Raw genomic sequence first — 18251 nt, 5'->3', positions numbered from 1 at the left:
AACTTTCGAACGAATGTTAATTTTGTTTCGTTCGCTCCTTTTGGGTTCTTTACCATCGCATATACATAATGAGGTTCCTATGTTTGGAATATTCAAACCTAAGGCGCACATTGATCGTCTATCCCCAGATAGCATTGATAGCACCTATTCTCGCCTCCGTTGGCAACTGTTCATCGGTATTTTTGTTGGCTACGCTGGCTACTATTTGGTTCGTAAAAACTTCAGTTTAGCGATGCCGTACCTCATCGAGGAGGGTTACAGCCGTGGTGACCTTGGTGTTGCTTTGGCCGCTGTTTCAATCGCTTATGGCCTTTCAAAATTCTTAATGGGCAGCGTGTCTGACCGTTCTAACCCGCGCTATTTCCTCAGTGGTGGTTTGTTGATGTCTGCTCTGGTTATGTTCTGCTTTGGCTTTATGCCATGGGCAACAGGCAGCATCACGGCGATGTTTATTCTTCTATTTTTGAACGGTTGGTTCCAAGGTATGGGGTGGCCGGCCTGTGGGCGAACCATGGTGCACTGGTGGTCACGTAAAGAGCGTGGTGAGATCGTTTCGGTTTGGAACGTGGCGCACAACGTGGGTGGCGGTTTGATTGGTCCACTATTCATTTTGGGTCTGTGGGCATTTAACGATGATTGGCGCACCGCATTTTATGTACCTGCATTTTTCGCCACTTTGGTTGCGGTGTTCATTTGGATGACGGTTCGAGATACGCCTCAGTCTTGTGGTCTACCGCCGATTGAAGAGTACAAAGATGACTACCCAGATGACTACGACAAGTCGCATGAACAAGAAATGACGGCGAAGGAAATTTTCTTCAAGTACGTATTCAACAATAAACTGTTGTGGTCGATTGCAATTGCAAACGCGTTTGTTTACTTGATCCGTTACGGTGTGTTGGACTGGGCACCCGTTTATCTAAAAGAAGCGAAGGACTTCTCGGTAGATAAATCGTCTTGGGCTTACTTCCTATACGAGTGGGCAGGTATTCCTGGCACGTTATTGTGTGGTTGGATTTCGGACAAACTGTTCAAAGGCCGTCGTGCACCTGCAGGCATCTTGTTCATGGTATTGGTAACGTTGGCGGTATTGGTTTACTGGTTCAACCCTGCGGGCAACCCAACTATCGATATGATGGCTCTTATCGCGATTGGCTTCTTGATTTACGGCCCTGTCATGCTGATTGGTTTGTATGCACTTGAATTAGCACCGAAAAAAGCTGCGGGTACTGCTGCTGGTCTAACTGGCTTGTTTGGTTACTTAGGCGGTGCGGTGGCTGCGAATGCGGTTCTTGGTTACACCGTGGACCATTTCGGTTGGGATGGCGGTTTCATCATTCTAATTGGTTCATGTATTACTTCTATCGTGTGTTTGACGTATGCGCTTCTAGGCGAACGCGCACACCACGAGCAAAAAGAGCGCGAAAAGGAACAAGAAGCGCTAGCGTAATATTTATTTAAAGAGGCAGTGGAATACTGCCTCTTCGCTTTATCAAGGATATAACAATGAAAACCAAGTCAGTATGTCTCACATTTTTAGCGCTTAGCCTATCTGCTGGCGCAATTGCAAAGCCGCTTGTTATCGCTCACCGCGGCGCTTCTGGTTATTTACCAGAGCATACTTTAGAAGCCAAAGCTTTGGCTTATGCAATGAAACCAGATTACATCGAGCAGGATGTCGTGATGACGAAAGACGACCAGTTAGTGGTGTTGCATGACCATTACTTGGATCGCGTCACGGATGTAGCGGAGCGTTTTCCTGATCGCGCACGCGAAGATGGTCGTTATTACGCGATTGACTTTACTCTGGCAGAAATCAAATCTCTGCGAGTCACCGAAGGGTTCAATATCGACGAAAACGGCAAAAAAGTCGCCGGTTATCCAACCCGATTCCCAATGTGGAAATCTGATTTCACCGTACCGACGTTTGCTGAAGAGATTGAACTGATCCAAGGCCTTAACAAGACGTTGGGTTACGACATCGGTATTTACCCGGAAATTAAAGCGCCTTGGTTCCATCGTCACGAAGGCAAGGATATTTCCAAAGCGGTGCTTAAAGTCTTGAAGCAGTACGGTTACGACTCGCAAGACGACAAAGTCTACCTGCAGTGTTTTGATGCGAATGAACTGCAACGCATTAACAGTGAGTTGATGCCCGCAATGGACATGGATTTAAAGCTCGTTCAGCTCATGGCTTACACCGATTGGAACGAAACTATGGTGTACAAAGGCGATACAGCAATGCCATACAGCTATGATTGGATGTTCGAAGCCGATGGCATGAAAAAAGTGGCGAGTTACGCCGAAGGTATTGGACCTTGGAAGCCGATGCTGGTGGATGATAAGTCAACCAAAGACAATATCATCATCAAGCCGTTGATGAAGGCTGCAAAAGACGCTGGCTTGCAAGTTCATCCATACACGTTCCGTGCCGATCCAGGACGTATTCCTGCGTACACGGACAGCTTTGAAGGCATGATGGATGTGTACTACAACCAAGTGAAAGTGGATGGTTTGTTTACTGACTTCCCAGATAAAGCAGTCAGTTTTTTAAATCAGTAATCAGCACTCACACATTTTGCTTTAAGCTAAAAAAATCCCCCAACAGTTTCCTGCTGGGGGATTTTCGTATTCTTATTAGTTGTTTTTATGCAGTTCGCTGTTCAGTTCAACCGCGCTCTTGTTTGCAAGACACTCGATTTGACCTGTCACAGAGTTACGACGGAACAGTAGGTCAGAAACACCAGCAAGGTCGCGTGCTTTCACCACTTCGACTTCTTGACCTGCAGAATCTAGCATGCGCACTTTAGAACCAGCAGTGACGTACAAACCTGATTCGATAGTACAACGGTCACCCATTGGGAAACCAAGGCCTGCGTTCGCGCCTAGTAGTGAGTTTTCACCAATAGAAACCACAACTTTACCGCCGCCAGATAGCGTACCCATGATCGATGCACCGCCACCGATGTCTGAACCGTTACCAACAACCACGCCAGCAGAGATACGGCCTTCAACCATGCTCACGCCAGTTGTACCCGCGTTGAAGTTGATGAAGCCTTCGTGCATAACAGTTGTGCCTTCGCCAACGTGTGCGCCAAGACGTACGCGAGAAGTGTCTGCGATACGAACACCAGTTGGTACCACGTAGTCCACCATCTTAGGGAACTTGTCTACGCAATCTACGCTTAGCGTACGGCCAGCTAGGCGAGCTTCGATTTGACGCTCAGCCAGCTCAGGTAGGTCGATTGGGCCTTCGTTTGTCCATGCGATGTTGTGTAGTAGACCGAAGATGCCATCCAGTACCGTTCCGTGTGGCTTAACTAGACGGTTAGAGATAAGTTGAAGTTTTAGGAAGCCTTCAGCAACAGATTGTGGCTGTTCATCCGTAGCTAGGATAACCAGTACAAGTGGTTGTGCTGATTCTGCTGCTTTGGTTGCGAAAGATGCGTTTGCTGCATCGCCGTTTGCTTCGAATGCTGCCGCAAGTTCTGCACTTTGTGCCGCAGAGATCTCGATAGCTTGGTTGCCTTGCTCGTAACCTGCTACTGCAGCCAGTGCGTTAACAAGTGTGTCGCTTGGGTTAAGAACTGGGTTTGGGAAAAACGCTTCGATGATTTTACCGTCGCGGTTTTTAGTTGCCGTACCAAAGGCTAGAGAAAAGAAAGCCATAGTTGATCTCCATGTGTTGAGTCTTGTGTCTCGTCTGTTCACTGACAAGAAATAATTACGTTGTCAGCCATCATAAAGAGAGTATTGGGGAGTTTAAAGGGGGGAAATGGAGAAAGTCTGTAGATGGATACCTTTTGTCTTTTGGGAGATATGTCTGTCTGATGAGAAATGTGGCTACGAGGTGGTCTATTGGGAGAGTTTTGCTGAAATTAAGAAAAGGCAGTTTCTTGTCTCGGGTCTAGAAAGAAAGGGCGTTCTTTCATTATGCTCTAAGCTTTCAGGCATAAAAAAACGCCACAAGATGCGGCGTTATTTGAAGGGCAGTCATTGGATTATGCTGCGTCTTCTTGCTGTTCTTCTTCTGCAGCTTCAAGCTTTTTTGCTTTCTTTGGTGCAGGTTTACGTTTTGCACCGATTGCGTAAAGCAACTCTTCTTTGTTTTGCGCAAGGAACATCGCAAGATCTTCTTGCTTGCCTTCGTCTTCTAGAAGTTCACTTTTACCTAGCAGTGTGAATAGTTCATCTGCCATATCCAGCATTTTGTCGTATGCGTCAGCTTCCGCTTTAGAGGTAAAAGTCATTTTCTCTTCTCCATTGCGTTCTACCACGTACTTGACGATTACAGCCATGGTTGGTCCCCTAATTTGGTGTATTGATACTGGCTTTTTATACAGTTTTTGACCAATCAAGTCTAGCGACAAGCCTCAGAATGGGAGACACGTACAACTAACTGACTAGCATTTAAACTATCTTGGTTTCACTTTGCGGATTTATTCCCCAAAGGAAGGTTGGTTGGTCGTTCCCAATCTTGGCAAAATTCGATAAACGTTTTGAGCAATGGGCTTTGATATTTCTCTTTATGAACCAGTAACCAGAAGCGGCGTTTCATATCTAAAGGCATGTCGAGCAGTTTTACACGACCGTCACGAATAGCAGGTTCTGCAGACAAGCGTGACAAGCAGCCTAAGCCCAGCCCAGCAGATACTGAGTTGATCAACGCTTCGGTGGTATTGAGCTGAAAAGCTTCATGCCAATGTTCCAAGCGCGGCGCGACAACGCGCATAAAAAATTCGCGTGAACCAGATCCCGCCTCTCGCAATATCCATTCACTGTTTTCTAGCTCGGTTAAGTTTACTGGCCCTTCGTGCGCGGCTGGGTAATCGGGCGCGCAAATCACGCACATTTCATCTTCGCTAAACTGGGTAGACTGCAATTCAGGGTGAAGTGTTTTGCCTTCAATGAGGGCTATGTCTAACTCGTAATCGGTCAGCATGTCGCAGATTTGTGCGGAGTTAGAAATGAACAGGCTTTGAGAACGATGGTTCGTTTGCTGACGAAATTCGCTAAGCAAATAGGGCGCGACTTGGTTGCCAATGGTGTCGCTGGCACCAATGCGAAGTTGGCCCGATAGCGCTTGGTCACCATCGAAAATGCTCTCGATGTCCTTGGCTCGGTTGAGTAATTCATCCGCCAGTGGCAGTAGCTTTTGACCTTCTTGGTTCAAAATCAGTCGGTTATTAACACGATCAAACAAGTGATGGCCGATCTGCTTTTCTAATTCTGAGAGTGCCATGCTCACAGCGGCTTTTGATAAAAAGAGACTATCAGAAGCTGCTGTGAGCGTTTTGTGCTGCGTGATCGTCGTAAACACTTTCAGTTGTTTAAGAGAAATGTGACTTGCCATACCCCACCGTTAAGTAATTCTGAACGTTTGTTTTAAATAATTAGATATATCGGAACGAAGTGCAAGCGTATTATACGCTCCATAAAGAGTGAGTCTGGTTGAGGTCATCATGATTCAAAGAACAAAAGCAAAAGTAATGGGAGCACCAACTCCGATGGCGGGTTTGGCTCTTGGTATTGCAAGCTTAGGCTGGAGTTGGGAAAACTTCGCCGAATTACATGGCTACGGACAGTGGATTAGTGCGGGTATCGCGAGCGTATTGTTGGCTATATTGGCAACCAAGTTTTTGCTACATAACCATCTATTGAGACAAGATCTTGCTCATCCGGTTGTGGGCAGCGTGGTTCCGACATTTGCGATGGGCACTATGGTGGTATCGAACTCTCTCGGCCATTTTTACCCATTGGCTGGTGATGTACTTTGGCTGATTGCAGTGGTTCTGCACATCGTGTTCTTGGTGAGCTTTGTTTACCATCGCGCCAAAGATTTTGAATTGCACCACATGGTTCCTAGTTGGTTTGTACCGCCAGTGGGTATCATCGTTGCGGATGTGTCTTTCTCTGGCAACCCGATGTTAGCACCAGTGGCACAAGGTGCATTGATGTTTGGTATGGTGGCGTACGCGATCATGTTGCCGATGATGATTTACCGTTTCATGTTTACCCATGAAATTCCGGATGCAGCGAAACCAACAATGGCAATCATGGCAGCGCCAGCAAGTTTATCATTGGCAGGGTACTTAACAGTCACTGCGACACCATCACCAGTGATCATCGCTATGCTATTTGGTATCGCGGTATTGATGACAGCCATCATTTACCTCGCATTCTTTAAATTGCTTAGACTGCCATTTAGCCCAGGCTATGCGGCGTTTACTTTCCCGATGGTGATCGGTGCGACGGCGCTGTTTAAAATGGCGAATTGGATGGAGTTGCAAGGATTGGCTGTGCACTATGTTCAACAAGTGCGAGGCTTAGCTGGTCTTGAGTTGATTGTGGCAACATTTGTTGTCTCTTATGTGGCTTTACAGTACATCAACAACTTATTGATTCAGCCACGCTTGATGCACGCGCATCACGCTTAAATAGCAGATAGGAAAAAGCCTCTTGGTCTTACAACCAAGAGGCTTTTTTATTTCAATCGGCGTCGATGTTGGACACTAGCCTTTTTTGTAAAATCGCGACATCTCATCCAGAGAATGACGAATGATATCGACAGGAACTTTCTGTTCTTTCTCGACTTTTAACTGGCGATTCAGTTGCTGAGAGTGCCCGCCAGGATTGACCACAAGCATCAGTTCTTTGCCGACCAATGCATAGTTGTAGTAGCTGCCAGCAATATACCAATCGCGAGGGGCAGAGTTATCAAACAAGTTATGACCAACACTGTATGAACTTGTTGTGCCTTGAACGTCAAACAGCGTATTCATCATGGTTGGCACGACGTCAAAATGGGTCGTGCGGTAATTAATTTGCTCTGGTTGACGATTTGGCATGTACACGTAAAGAGGAACATGTACTTGAACGTCACTGTAGTTACCCGTGTGGCCCCAATAGTTCATCTTATGGTCGTTAAACTCTTCACCATGATCAGATGAAATCACCACAATGGTGTTGTCTAAGTCGACGTTTTTCAGCACATCACCAATCAAGCTATCGATGTAGTACAACGAGTTCTTGTATCGATTGTGGTAAAGCGAAGCGTCAAAATCGTTGTTGAGCAAAATGTGGTCAACGCGTTCCCAGTATGGTTTGAATTTCGCAAATTCAGGTTCGGGAAATACTGTGCCGTGGGCGGCATCGTAGAACAGAAACCCAAAGTACGGCTTGTCGCTGTCTTGCTTTTGGAACTCGATGAACTTGTCTGTGATCTGCTGATCGCGCTCGACAGCTGTTTCCCCAGTTTGTTTCAGGGTCAAGTCCGACACTTTTTTGAATACCGTGCGAGAAAGTGGCGGGCTGGTGAGCGGTGCCGAGCCAAAAATGCCCATGCGGTAGCCTTCTGCTTGCAGCGTATCCATAAAAACAGGAGAGCGTTGGCTTGCGTAAAAGCTTTCCCAGTAGGTCGCTGGCAAGCTGTAAAACAGGCTGAAAATACCGGCTTGAGTTGAGTTGCCGCCGCTCATATGTTGTGTGAAATTCACCGTTTTTTCGGCGAACTTGCTGACATTTGGCATGACTTCCGGCGTCGCATCACTGTAGCGCCACGCGTCAACCAAGATAAACAAAACATTGGGCTGTTTCTCTTTGCTTTGCACTTGAATGGGTGCAAGCGGGTAGTTGAGTGAGCTACGTTCAATGTTGGTTAACTCTACGCGGTTCTTGGATGCAATGTTCTCATCCACTAGGTCGTGTTTGTAAATAAATTTACGAGCCGTCAGCGGGTAGTAAAGTGGCCAGTTATTCGAAAACTGACTGACTTCATCGTCGTAAAGCGCGTTTTTGTACGCATGAATCATCTGTGTGCTGAGCAATACAGCAAACCAGACGCTGATCAAAACGAACTTAGCTCGGCTTTGTGCCAGTTTATTACTTACCCAAACGGTACAGGCGAGCCCGATCACCAGAACGGCAACTTCACTGACGAAGATAAGCCAACTCATCCACGAAATATCGAAGACATCACCACCTCCTTCGAAAAACATACGGATTAATAGGGCGTTGATGTGAAGTTTGTATTGCTGAAAAACGAGGATATCGACTTTAAACATGATCAATAGACAGATCGCGATAGCGATCACGATGCCTTTGAATGCTCGAGTCGGTAGAAAAGAGAGCAATAAACTCAACAACATAAATGGAAGAGCGATCAAGCCCAGCCAGCCATATTGAGTCGAAGCCAAATAGTAACCTTGCAACAAGGTTAGCGGTTCATTCTGATTGTTAGACAACACAAAAGGATAACAAGCGATCGACAGATACACTGCAAAGCAAGCAAAAAAAGCAATCAGCCAAGCGCTGTTGGAAGACAGTTTGCGAAACATACTTTTTATATATTTATAAATTATAGGTAGCAAGAGTATAAAACAGTGTTTTTTATTATGGAATAGTTGCGAGTAATGTCACATTTTGTATGGCTGTGTAAGATTTTGCTTACGCCTTGAAAAGGTGATGTTTTCTGTCCATTTTGAGCGATATGTAACCTTTTACTTTTTTCAGAACACGAGATCACTGCGGGTTTAAATAGGGCTGTGCTAAGCTAGCTAACAGTTTCAATCGGCGCTCGGTATTCCCAATTTGTTTACTGTTTATCACTCCAACCAAGTTGATGTTCTTAAATCACTCCTTGTCGAACTGATTCGAATCAGTCCGCTGGAAAACCCGTTCGAAAAAGAACAAATTCTGGTTCAAAGTCCGGGCATGTCCCAATGGCTAAAAATGGAATTGGCCAAAGAGTTTGGTGTTGCCGCGAACATTGATTTTCCGCTCCCTGCAACCTTCATTTGGGAAATGTTTACGCAGGTGTTGCCAGACGTGCCAAAACGCAGTGCGTTTAACAAAGAAGCGATGACGTGGAAGTTGATGCATCTGCTTCCTGGGCTTCTCAACCAAGACGTGTTTTCGCCGTTAGCGCAGTACCTCAAAGATGACAGTGACCACTCTAAGCTGTATCAGCTGGCTGAGAAAATTGCCGATATTTTCGATGGTTACTTGGTGTATCGTCCGGAATGGATCGCAAGTTGGGAAGCTGGGCAGAGTGTGGCAGAGCTGGAAGATGAGCATCCGTGGCAGCCGATCTTATGGCAAGCGTTGTACGATCACACTGTGTCGCTTGGGCAGTCCCCTTATCACCGCGCTAACCTTTATGAGCACTTTATCGACACATTAGCGAATTTTAACGGCAATTTTGACCATTTACCCAAGCGTTTATTTGTTTTTGGTATTTCCTCGTTGCCGCCACGCTATATGGATGCGCTAAAAGCAATTGGTGAGCACATCGATGTGCATCTGATGTTCACCAACCCTTGTCGTTATTACTGGGGTGAAGTTCGAGATCGCAAATATCTGGCTCGTTTGGCGGCGAGACATCGTCAGCACGTTGTGTGGCAGGACGATCACTCGGAAGTGCAAGGTGAAACTGAGCAACTGAAAGGCTCATTGGAAGATAATGTGATCGATGAGCTGCACACCGATGTGGTCGGAAACAGTCTGTTGGCATCCATGGGTAAACTCGGGCGCGACAATATGTATCTGTTGTCTCAGCTGGAGTCTCATGAAATTGAAGCGTTTGTTGATGTTGAGCGCGACAGTCTGCTCCATCAATTGCAAGCGGATATTCTCAATCTTGAAGAACATCAAGATGACCAACAGATTGAAAACAGTCATCACAAACAAGTGGTTAGCTTGGGTGATAAATCACTGAGCCTACACGCTTGTCACAGCCCGATGCGTGAAGTGGAAGTGCTGCATGATCAACTATTGGCGATGTTCGATGCTGACCCAACGTTAAAACCGCGCGATATTATCGTGATGGTCGCGGACATCAACGCTTACAGCCCTGCGATTCAGGCGGTCTTTGGTAACGCACCGGGTGAGCGTTTTATTCCCTATTCGATTTCTGACCGAACCGCCGATCAAGAGAGCCCAATTCTGGCCGCATTTATGCAGTTGGTGAACTTACCCAATACGCGCTGTTTGGCATCAGAACTGCTCGAACTTCTGGAAACTCCGGCGATATTAAAGCGTTTTGAACTCAGCGAAGATGATTTCTTACAAGCCAAACAATGGGTTGAGGAATCGGGAATTCGCTGGGGATTGGATGCCAATACCGGAAGCGAATTTGAACTGCCGGAAACCCGTCAAAACACGTGGCAATTTGGTATTCAACGCATGTTGCTTGGCTACGCGATGCCAGAATCCGCAGGTTTGTTTGAAACCGAGCAAGGCAGTTTATCTCCGTACAACGAAGTGCAAGGCATGGGCGCAGAGCTTGCGGGCAAGTTGGCACACTTTATCCAACAAATTAGCACTTATCGAAGCAAACTTTCTCATGTTCAGACTATTGATGGTTGGCGAGAGACTTTGGTTTCACTGCTGGATGACTTCTTCTCAGTTGAGTTAGAGGGCGAAATGGCGCTCAAATCCATTCGCGATACGCTCAGCCAACTCAAAGAGCAATTAGCTGATGCCGCATTTGATGATGCGTTGTCGCCGTCGATCATCAGCCAATACCTTCAAAACAAATTATCTGGCACACGAGTCAGCCAGCGCTTCCTGGCTGGTCAAGTGAACTTTTGTACCCTGATGCCGATGCGCTCTATTCCGTTTAGAACCGTTTGTCTACTGGGGATGAATGACGGCGTGTACCCACGCTCCATGCCGCCAGAAGGCTTTGACTTGATGACGGGAAGAACCAAGCCGGGCGACCGTTCGCGCCGAGATGATGACCGTTACCTATTCCTCGAAGCGATGTTGTCTGCACAGCAAACGCTCTACATCAGTTATGTTGGCCGTTCAATCCAAGACAACACCGAGCGAGTGCCTTCGGTTCTGGTTTCTGAGCTGATGGAATACTGCCACCAAAACTATTGTTTAAGTGGTGATGAAGCGTTGCCCGTTGATGAGTCTGGCGACAACTTATTAAATGCGTTGGTGAATACCCACGCCATGGTGCCGTTTAGCCCAAGTGCGTTCCAAGGCACGCACGCCAGCTACGCGAAAGAGTGGATTCCAGCGGTATTGACTCAAAGTAGTCAATCGCAAGGCTATGTTCGTCGTGATTTTAATCGTGCATTAGACGACTATCTGTTAGGAGCGACGTTCCCACTTGAGCTCGACTTAGTCGAGTTGCAACGTTTCTGGCGCTTACCGGTGCAGTATTTTTTCAATCGTCGCTTAAAAGTAATCTTTGAGCCGCCACTGCCGGTGATGGAAGACGACGAACCCTTTGTTTTAGGTGGTTTGGAAAGTTATCAAATGCGTGATGAGCTGTTAGAAACCTTGCTTGAAACGACATTGATGCAGCCAGAGAAAAAAACAGAGGTGCTTAAACACTTTATGAGTCAACAGCGCGCACAAGGCAAACTGCCGGTGGGGGCGTTTGGTGATATCGAGTTTGAAACCAACCGAGTTCAGGCGGAAGAGCTGGTGGACAAACTGGCGTTTTTATCTGGTGCGCCTCAAGACGATTTGGAAATCGACCTGACGTTTGATTCCTTGTTTGAGCGAAATGAAGGCGAAGAGAAAAACGTTCGCCTAACAGGTTGGCTAACTCAGTGTTACCAATCTGGGTTGATTCGTTACCGAAGCGGTAAGATTCGCTCGCAGGATTACCTTGCAGCGTGGATCGATCACCTTGCCATGTCGGCGTCGGGTTATGCCAAGAAAACTCATCTGATTGGCTACGATCGTAAAGAAGGCGCGCTGCATTTGATCTACCCAGACACTGCCGATGCGCAGTATGCCAAACAGCTACTGACTGAATTAGTTCGCTTGTTCTTCGAAGGCATGACTAAGCCTTTGCCTTATTTCCCTAAAACGGCGTTGGCTTGTGTTGAAGCGGGCTTTAGCCGTGGTCAGTGGGTCGATGACGAAGAGAAATCTTTGAAGAAAATGGCTGACGCATTCAATGATGGCTTCATGAGCCCGGGCGAAGGCAATAATGCGTACATCTCTCGAATTTGGCCTGCTTGGAATGATGAGTTGGCCTCAGAAGTTCGTTTGCTGACAGCATTAGTTTTGCAAGGTGCGCGCTTAGCGGTTCAAGACGCTGATGACGTAAAAGCGTAATAAAGACAGTTGGATAAAGAGAAGGAAGAGTAGGGTGGCCGCCAGAAAATCATTATTTTTTGTAGGGCGTTCGCTGTACGGCCACAAGGTCAGAGGGACCATGATACTTTTATTTAATTCATTTGAGTTGTGCCGCCAAAAAGGTTTGGCTTATCTCGTGGGGCGCATACTAACGGTACGTCTTATGGATAACCGTGAGAAAGATCTCACAAAGCTCTAAATTATCCAACTTGTTAAACATATTAATAGAATTTTTAACTATAGATCACATTTATTAGGTGATACGTCCTAGTAAATAATCCGGAGAGATTCAGCGTTATGGATCAAATGTCAGGTGCAGAGTGCCCTCTACATACGTTAGACCGCACAGAGCAACCTCAACCAACGCCACTAGAACCGATGACGTTTCCTCTGCATGGTGCGAGGTTAATCGAGGCATCAGCAGGTACAGGTAAAACCTTCACTATTGCAGGCTTATATCTGCGCCTTTTGCTTGGTCACGGCAGCGCGGAAACTCGACATCGCGTACCGCTTACGGTCGACCAAATTCTGGTCGTAACCTTTACCGAAGCGGCAACTGCGGAATTACGCGATCGTATCAGGGCAAGGATCCATGACGCGCGAATCGCGTTTGCGCGTGGACAGAGTTCCGATCCGGTGATCCAACCTTTGCTTAATGAGTTTGACGATCACAAGCAAGCCGCAGAAATTTTATTGCAGGCAGAGCGTCAGATGGACGAGGCGGCGGTCTACACGATTCACGGTTTTTGCCAACGTATGCTAACGCAAAATGCGTTTGAATCTGGCAGCCGATTTAATAACGAGTTTGTGACCGATGAAAGTCACCTAAAATCGCAAGTTGTAGCCGATTACTGGCGTCGCAATTTCTACCCGTTGCCATTTACCTTGGCTGGAGAAATTCGCCAGCTATGGAGCTCTCCATCTGCGTTGTTGTCTGACATCAGCAATTACTTAACCGGTGCGCCGTTAAGCCTTTCTGTTCCTGCAATGAAAGGCAGTTTGGCTGATCTTCATACTGAAAATTTGAAAAAAATTGATGAATTAAAAGCACAGTGGCGAGAAAGCCAAGATGACTTCTTTACGCTGATTTCAGATTCAGATATTAACAAACGCAGCTACACCAAAAAGTCTCTGCCGACGTGGTTGGAGGCGGTAAACGCTTGGGCAGCAACGGAAACTACAGGTTACGATTATCCAGACAAGCTGGAGAAATTCGCGCAAAACGTTTTGTTGGAAAAAACACCGAAAGGCAGCGCGCCTCAGCATGCGGTATTTGAAGCCATTGAAACATTTCTTGCCAATCCAATCAGCTTAAAAGCGCCACTGCTTGCTCATGCGATTGAGCATTGTCGTGTGATGCTGGCCAACGCGAAAAATCAAAAACAGTGGCTCTCTTTCGATGATTTGCTGACGCAACTTTCTGCTTCTATCGATACGGACGAAAGCGAGCTTTTAGCGGCGCGTATTCGTACTTTGTACCCTGTCGCAATGATTGACGAGTTCCAAGATACCGATCCGCTTCAATACAGTATTTTCAGCCGTATTTATCTGAACAACCCGGAATGTGGTTTGTTTATGATCGGGGATCCCAAGCAGGCGATTTATGGCTTTCGTGGCGCAGACATTTTCACTTATATCAAAGCGCGTAACCAAGTAAGTGCCCACTATACGTTAGGAACCAACTGGCGTTCTAGCGCAGATATGGTGCAGGCGGTAAACCAAGTATTTGCTTTGCCAGACAGTCCATTTATCTATGATTCAGATATTCCGTTCTTACCCGTTAAGTACAGTCCCAATGCCGAAAAACGCATTTGGACTATGGGTGGCCAAAAGCAACCGGCGCTGACTTATTGGTTGCAAGAAGCGGACGATAAACCGCTACCAAAAGGCGAGTATTTGACTCGAATGGCAGAGGCGACCGCAAGCCAAATCCAAACCATTTTGACGCAGGCTCAACAGGGGCAAGCGTGTCTGGTGAATGGCGAAAAACAGAAAGCGGTTCAAGCGGGCGATATCGCGGTGTTGGTTCGAACAGGTAGTGAAGGTCGAATGATCAAACAAGCGCTGGCTGAACAAGGCATTGCCAGCGTGTACCTGTCTAACCGAGACAGTGTGTTTACCAGTTCAGTGGCGCAGGATTTACAGCGTTTGCTGCAAGCGGTGCTGACTCCAGAAAATGACCGTGCGCTGCGTGCAAGTCTTGCTTCTGAGCTGTTTGCCCTCGACGCAGCAAGTTTGGATGCACTTAATAACGATGAAGTGGTGTGGGAAAACGCCGTAAACGAATTCAAAGAATATCGCAAACTTTGGGTTCAACGTGGTGTGCTGCCGATGTTGCGCGCTGTGATCAGCAAACGCCATATTGCCGAGCGATTACTAGAAGAAGGTGCTAGTTCACAGGGTGAGAATGGTGAGCGAGTACTTACCGATTTAATGCACATCGGTGAACTGCTTCAACAAGCCAGTAATGAACTGGATAGCGACCACGGTCTGCTGCGTTGGCTCGCTCAGTCTATCAGTGATGCGGAAAACGGTTTGGGTGGCAGTGATGACCAAATCCAACGTTTAGAATCGGAACGTAACTTAGTGCAGATCGTAACTATTCACAAATCAAAAGGCTTGGAGTATGACCTCGTATTTCTGCCGTTTGTGTTCAGCTATCGAGAAGCCAGCGAAGCCAAATATTACGATGCAGCCAGTGACCGCACGGTACTGGATATCACTGGCAACGATGCGTCCATGAAGCAAGCGGATAAAGAGCGTTTGGCGGAAGACTTACGCTTGATATACGTGGCACTAACGCGTGCTGTGTATGCGTGTTTTATTGGAGCCTCGCCTTTGCGCAATGGTCGTTCGACCAAAGAGCCAACTGGCGTACACCGCAGTGCGATTGGCTATTTGATTCAGAATGGTCAAGAAGGTGGCATTAACGATTTGCACCAAGGTTTAACACAGCAACAAGACGAGCTTGATTGTGTCGTTGTGGCCGATCCGCCGCAGCAACTCGAAGAGAAGTACGTAGCGCCACAAGAAGAAATATACGATCTTAGCGCGAAAGAGCTGCAAAACCCTATCGATAGAAACTGGCGCATCACCAGTTATTCTGGCTTGGTCAAGCAAGGCTCTCATCACGTCGAGCATGATGCCACGATTGAGATTACGGGTTTTGATATCGACTCATCTGAAGAACAAGACGAAGCGGATTTGGTGGAGCCAGAGCGTTCTATTTTTACCTTCCCTCGTGGTGCGCGTCCGGGTACGTTCCTGCACAGCCTGTTTGAGGAAATTGAATTTACTCAGCCAGCCACGACGGAAGAGAATACACAAATCATCCTTGGTTTGATGGAAAGCGAACAGCTCGATGAAGAGTGGTTACCCATTTTACAGCAATTGATTGATACCGTACTCGCAACGCCGTTGGATGGTAAGTCTTTGCTGCTGAATCAAAAAGCACCGTCGCAACGTTTGGTCGAGATGGAATTTTTGTTGCCGATTGAAGTTTTGTCTGCGCCGGCGTTAAACCGAGTCATTCAACGTCACGATCCGTTGTCGGCGAAAGCGGGGGATTTAGGTTTCCAAACCGTGCAAGGTATGCTCAAAGGTTTTATCGACTTGGTGTTTGAACATCAAGGTAAATACTACGTGCTTGACTGGAAATCGAATCATCTTGGCGACGATGTGACGCACTACCATGGTGAGGCTCTGAAATCGGCGATGGCTGATCACCGCTACGATTTGCAGTACCAGATTTATGCGTTAGCACTGCATCGTTTCCTACGCAGCCGATTGGCGAATTATCAATATGAGCAGCACTTCGGTGGTGTGTATTACTTGTTCTTGCGCGGTATGGATGGGCAGAGTGACCACGGCATTTTTGCCGCGAAACCAACCTTAGACTTCTTACAAGAGATGGATCGTTTGATTGATGGTCAAGTACTTGAAACGCGCTCAACTCAAGCCGGGCAGATGGAGCTACTTTAATGACGACAAATCACAATCTTCATTCTGGCCAAGATAGTCTATTGGTAGTGCTGGAACGCTTGGCGCACAAAGGCGCTATTCGTCAGCTCGACTACCAATTCGCCTGTTTTATTGATTCTCAAACGCATGATGAACAGTCGGACAGTCAAGCATTGGCGTTTATCGCTGGTGTTGTCAGTAGTGAGCTTGGCAAAGGACATATCTGTCTGTCTCTGTTCGATGCACAAGGGCAATCTACGGATTTAGCCAGTAAGCTAGGGCTGTTTGGTGAGTCGGCATTGGCGCTCAACACACAGTTGCAAGGCATAGACTGGATTCAAGTATTAAAAAATTCCACCGTGGTCGGCGCGCAAGGAGAAGCCTTACCGCTGATGTTCGATGGCGAGCGTCTGTATCTGCACCGCTATTGGCATTATGAAGTGACACTGGCGGAAAAGCTCAATCAGTTGGGCGCCGCAGTTAACTTGCAACCACAAGAGTTTGTGCGATTATCGGAGTTGCTCAACCATTTGTTTGCACGCCAATACCATTTTCTGTTTAACGCGTTAGGCAAAGCAGTAGAAGCGGGAAGCAGCAACCAAGTGTTGCGCCAGCAATTGGTATGTGATCACCTTGATGTGGTCGCAAGCGAATCGTTGGATTGGCCCGCGATTGATGCCGTGCTTAGCAATGCGCGCAAGGTTCAGGACTTGCAAACACTGAATGAACTTGTGCCACTCTCAGCTTGTGTGAACTGGCAAAAAGTCGCGGCGGCGGTTGCGTTAACTCGTCGATTTGCTGTGATTTCTGGTGGCCCAGGTACGGGTAAAACGACGACAGTAACCAAATTGCTTGCTGCTTTGATTGAACAGGCGACGCACGAGAAAAATCTAACCATCAAGCTGGTGGCCCCGACGGGGAAAGCGGCGGCGCGATTAACCGAGTCCATTGGTAAAGCAGTGCAAGAACTGCCAGTTTCTCCGGAGCTAAAAGCCAAAATTCCGACTGAATCGAGCACCTTGCATCGATTGCTGGGCGCGATTCCTAATAGCGCAGAATTTCGTCACAACAAGCAAAATCCACTGCATTTGGATATTTTGGTTATCGACGAAGCGTCGATGGTCGATTTACCAATGATGTACAAAGTGGTCGATGCCTTACCGAAGCATGCGCGGCTGATTTTGTTAGGTGATAAAGACCAACTTGCCTCAGTTGAAGCAGGGGCTGTGTTGGGAGATATCTGTTCGTTCCATGCATTGGGTTATGGCAAAGAGCAGGCGTCAGCCATCGCAAAACTGACGGGGTTCGATACTTTAGCGCATACGGGTAACAGTGCATCTAGCATTGCTGATAGTTTATGTATGCTGCAAAAGAGTTACCGATTTGATGCTCGCTCAGGCATTGGTCAGTTGGCAAAATCGGTTAATTCCGGTTCTGCTGCGAGCGTAGATAACGTCTGGGCGCGTGACTTTTCTGATATCGAACATTTCGCACTAAGTAGTCAACATTACAACCAAATGATGCAGACATTGGTGCAGGAATACGGTCGTTACCTCAAACGCATTGGACAACAAGAAATCGATCCTAAAACCGGAGAGCCAGAGTCGCTAACGCACAAAGCCAAAGCGGTGTTAGATACCTTCAACCAATGCCGACTGCTGTGCGCGATCCGTGAAGGTGACTTTGGTGTGGCTGGGCTAAACCAACGCATCGAGAAAGCGCTCGCGGCGCGCAAGTTCATTCAAGTTCAGGATGAAATTTGGTATCACGGCAGACCCGTCATGGTTACGCGTAATGATCACGGTTTAGGTTTGTATAACGGTGATATTGGTATTTGTATGCGAGATGACAGTGAAGAAGAACCGCGTTTGAAAGTCTTTTTCGAGTTACCTGACGGCAGTGTGAAATCGGTCTTGCCAAGCCGAGTACCTGAACATGAAACGGCTTACGCCATGACCATCCATAAATCGCAAGGCAGTGAATTTGATTACACCCTGATGATTTTGCCACCAGACTTTAGCCCGATATTAACCCGTGAGTTGATTTACACAGGCATTACCCGCGCGAAAAAGCGTTTAGCTCTTTACGCCGAACTCAATGTTCTGAAGCGAGGCATTAAGGTGAAAACCACTCGCGCGAGTGGGCTAGTACAGCGGCTTACTAACTAAAACAAGAAGACCGAGCTTATG

General features: G+C 47.1%; 10 protein-coding genes. 6 read left to right on the top strand and 4 right to left on the bottom strand.

Features of this window, described 5'->3' with window-relative positions; all coding sequences use genetic code 11:
- Positions 1–79 precede the first annotated feature (79 nt).
- On the top strand, positions 80–1450 hold the full coding sequence (gene glpT / locus DYB02_RS13790) for a glycerol-3-phosphate transporter (RefSeq protein ID WP_005456512.1): 1371 nt from the start codon (positions 80–82) through the stop codon (positions 1448–1450).
- A 56-nt stretch (positions 1451–1506) separates the two neighbouring features.
- On the top strand, positions 1507–2562 hold the full coding sequence (glpQ, locus tag DYB02_RS13785; RefSeq protein WP_005484945.1) for a glycerophosphodiester phosphodiesterase: 1056 nt from the start codon (positions 1507–1509) through the stop codon (positions 2560–2562).
- A gap of 75 nt (positions 2563–2637) precedes the next feature.
- On the opposite strand, the gene dapD is transcribed toward glpQ, so the two are convergent.
- From dapD to DYB02_RS13770, 3 genes are all read right to left on the bottom strand, one after another.
- The gene (gene dapD / locus DYB02_RS13780) at positions 2638–3669 is read right to left on the bottom strand and encodes a 2,3,4,5-tetrahydropyridine-2,6-dicarboxylate N-succinyltransferase (protein WP_005456577.1); all 1032 of its coding nucleotides are present in this window, start codon (positions 3667–3669) and stop codon (positions 2638–2640) included.
- Positions 3670–4001: 332 nt separating this feature from the next.
- Positions 4002–4298 carry a YebG family protein gene (locus tag DYB02_RS13775; protein WP_029805590.1) on the bottom strand — a complete coding sequence of 99 codons (297 nt, stop codon included), beginning with the start codon at positions 4296–4298 and terminating at the stop codon, positions 4002–4004.
- A 128-nt stretch (positions 4299–4426) separates the two neighbouring features.
- On the bottom strand, positions 4427–5353 hold the full coding sequence (locus tag DYB02_RS13770; protein WP_005482339.1) for a LysR substrate-binding domain-containing protein: 927 nt from the start codon (positions 5351–5353) through the stop codon (positions 4427–4429).
- A gap of 109 nt (positions 5354–5462) precedes the next feature.
- Between DYB02_RS13770 and DYB02_RS13765 the strand changes: the two genes are divergently transcribed.
- The gene (locus DYB02_RS13765; RefSeq protein WP_025510007.1) at positions 5463–6437 is read left to right on the top strand and encodes a TDT family transporter; all 975 of its coding nucleotides are present in this window, start codon (positions 5463–5465) and stop codon (positions 6435–6437) included.
- Positions 6438–6512: 75 nt separating this feature from the next.
- On the opposite strand, the gene DYB02_RS13760 is transcribed toward DYB02_RS13765, so the two are convergent.
- On the bottom strand, positions 6513–8336 hold the full coding sequence (locus DYB02_RS13760; RefSeq protein ID WP_029805373.1) for a DUF3413 domain-containing protein: 1824 nt from the start codon (positions 8334–8336) through the stop codon (positions 6513–6515).
- Between the two features lie 253 nt (positions 8337–8589).
- On the opposite strand from DYB02_RS13760, the gene recC reads away from it, so the two are divergent.
- The 3 genes from recC to recD all read left to right on the top strand — a co-directional run bounded on the left by recC (position 8590) and on the right by recD (position 18230).
- Complete coding sequence (gene recC / locus DYB02_RS13755) at positions 8590–12081, top strand: exodeoxyribonuclease V subunit gamma (RefSeq protein WP_029805370.1); 3492 nt, start codon at positions 8590–8592, stop codon at positions 12079–12081.
- A gap of 327 nt (positions 12082–12408) precedes the next feature.
- Positions 12409–16083, top strand: coding sequence for an exodeoxyribonuclease V subunit beta (gene recB / locus DYB02_RS13745; protein WP_047022959.1), 3675 nt, complete (start codon positions 12409–12411; stop codon positions 16081–16083).
- Positions 16083–18230, top strand: a complete 2148-nt coding sequence (gene recD / locus DYB02_RS13740; RefSeq protein WP_029805366.1) for an exodeoxyribonuclease V subunit alpha — start codon at positions 16083–16085, stop codon at positions 18228–18230. Before recB ends, recD begins: the two co-directional genes overlap by 1 nt.
- Positions 18231–18251: the final 21 nt, after the last annotated feature.

Origin of the sequence: Vibrio parahaemolyticus (assembly GCF_900460535.1) — a bacterium.
Lineage (GTDB): Bacteria > Pseudomonadota > Gammaproteobacteria > Enterobacterales > Vibrionaceae > Vibrio > Vibrio parahaemolyticus.
The sequence above is the reverse complement of the archived record's forward strand: the minus strand, read 5'-3'. Positions and strand labels throughout refer to the sequence as shown.

Coding starts and splice junctions, on each gene's coding strand:
- recD (WP_029805366.1), top strand. CDS start 16,083: ATGACGACAAATCACAATCTTCATTCTGGCCAAGATAGTCTATTGGTA.
- DYB02_RS13765 (WP_025510007.1), top strand. CDS start 5,463: ATGATTCAAAGAACAAAAGCAAAAGTAATGGGAGCACCAACTCCGATG.
- glpT (WP_005456512.1), top strand. CDS start 80: ATGTTTGGAATATTCAAACCTAAGGCGCACATTGATCGTCTATCCCCA.
- DYB02_RS13760 (WP_029805373.1), bottom strand. CDS start 8,336: ATGTTTCGCAAACTGTCTTCCAACAGCGCTTGGCTGATTGCTTTTTTT.
- dapD (WP_005456577.1), bottom strand. CDS start 3,669: ATGGCTTTCTTTTCTCTAGCCTTTGGTACGGCAACTAAAAACCGCGAC.
- glpQ (WP_005484945.1), top strand. CDS start 1,507: ATGAAAACCAAGTCAGTATGTCTCACATTTTTAGCGCTTAGCCTATCT.
- recB (WP_047022959.1), top strand. CDS start 12,409: ATGTCAGGTGCAGAGTGCCCTCTACATACGTTAGACCGCACAGAGCAA.
- DYB02_RS13775 (WP_029805590.1), bottom strand. CDS start 4,298: ATGGCTGTAATCGTCAAGTACGTGGTAGAACGCAATGGAGAAGAGAAA.
- DYB02_RS13770 (WP_005482339.1), bottom strand. CDS start 5,353: ATGGCAAGTCACATTTCTCTTAAACAACTGAAAGTGTTTACGACGATC.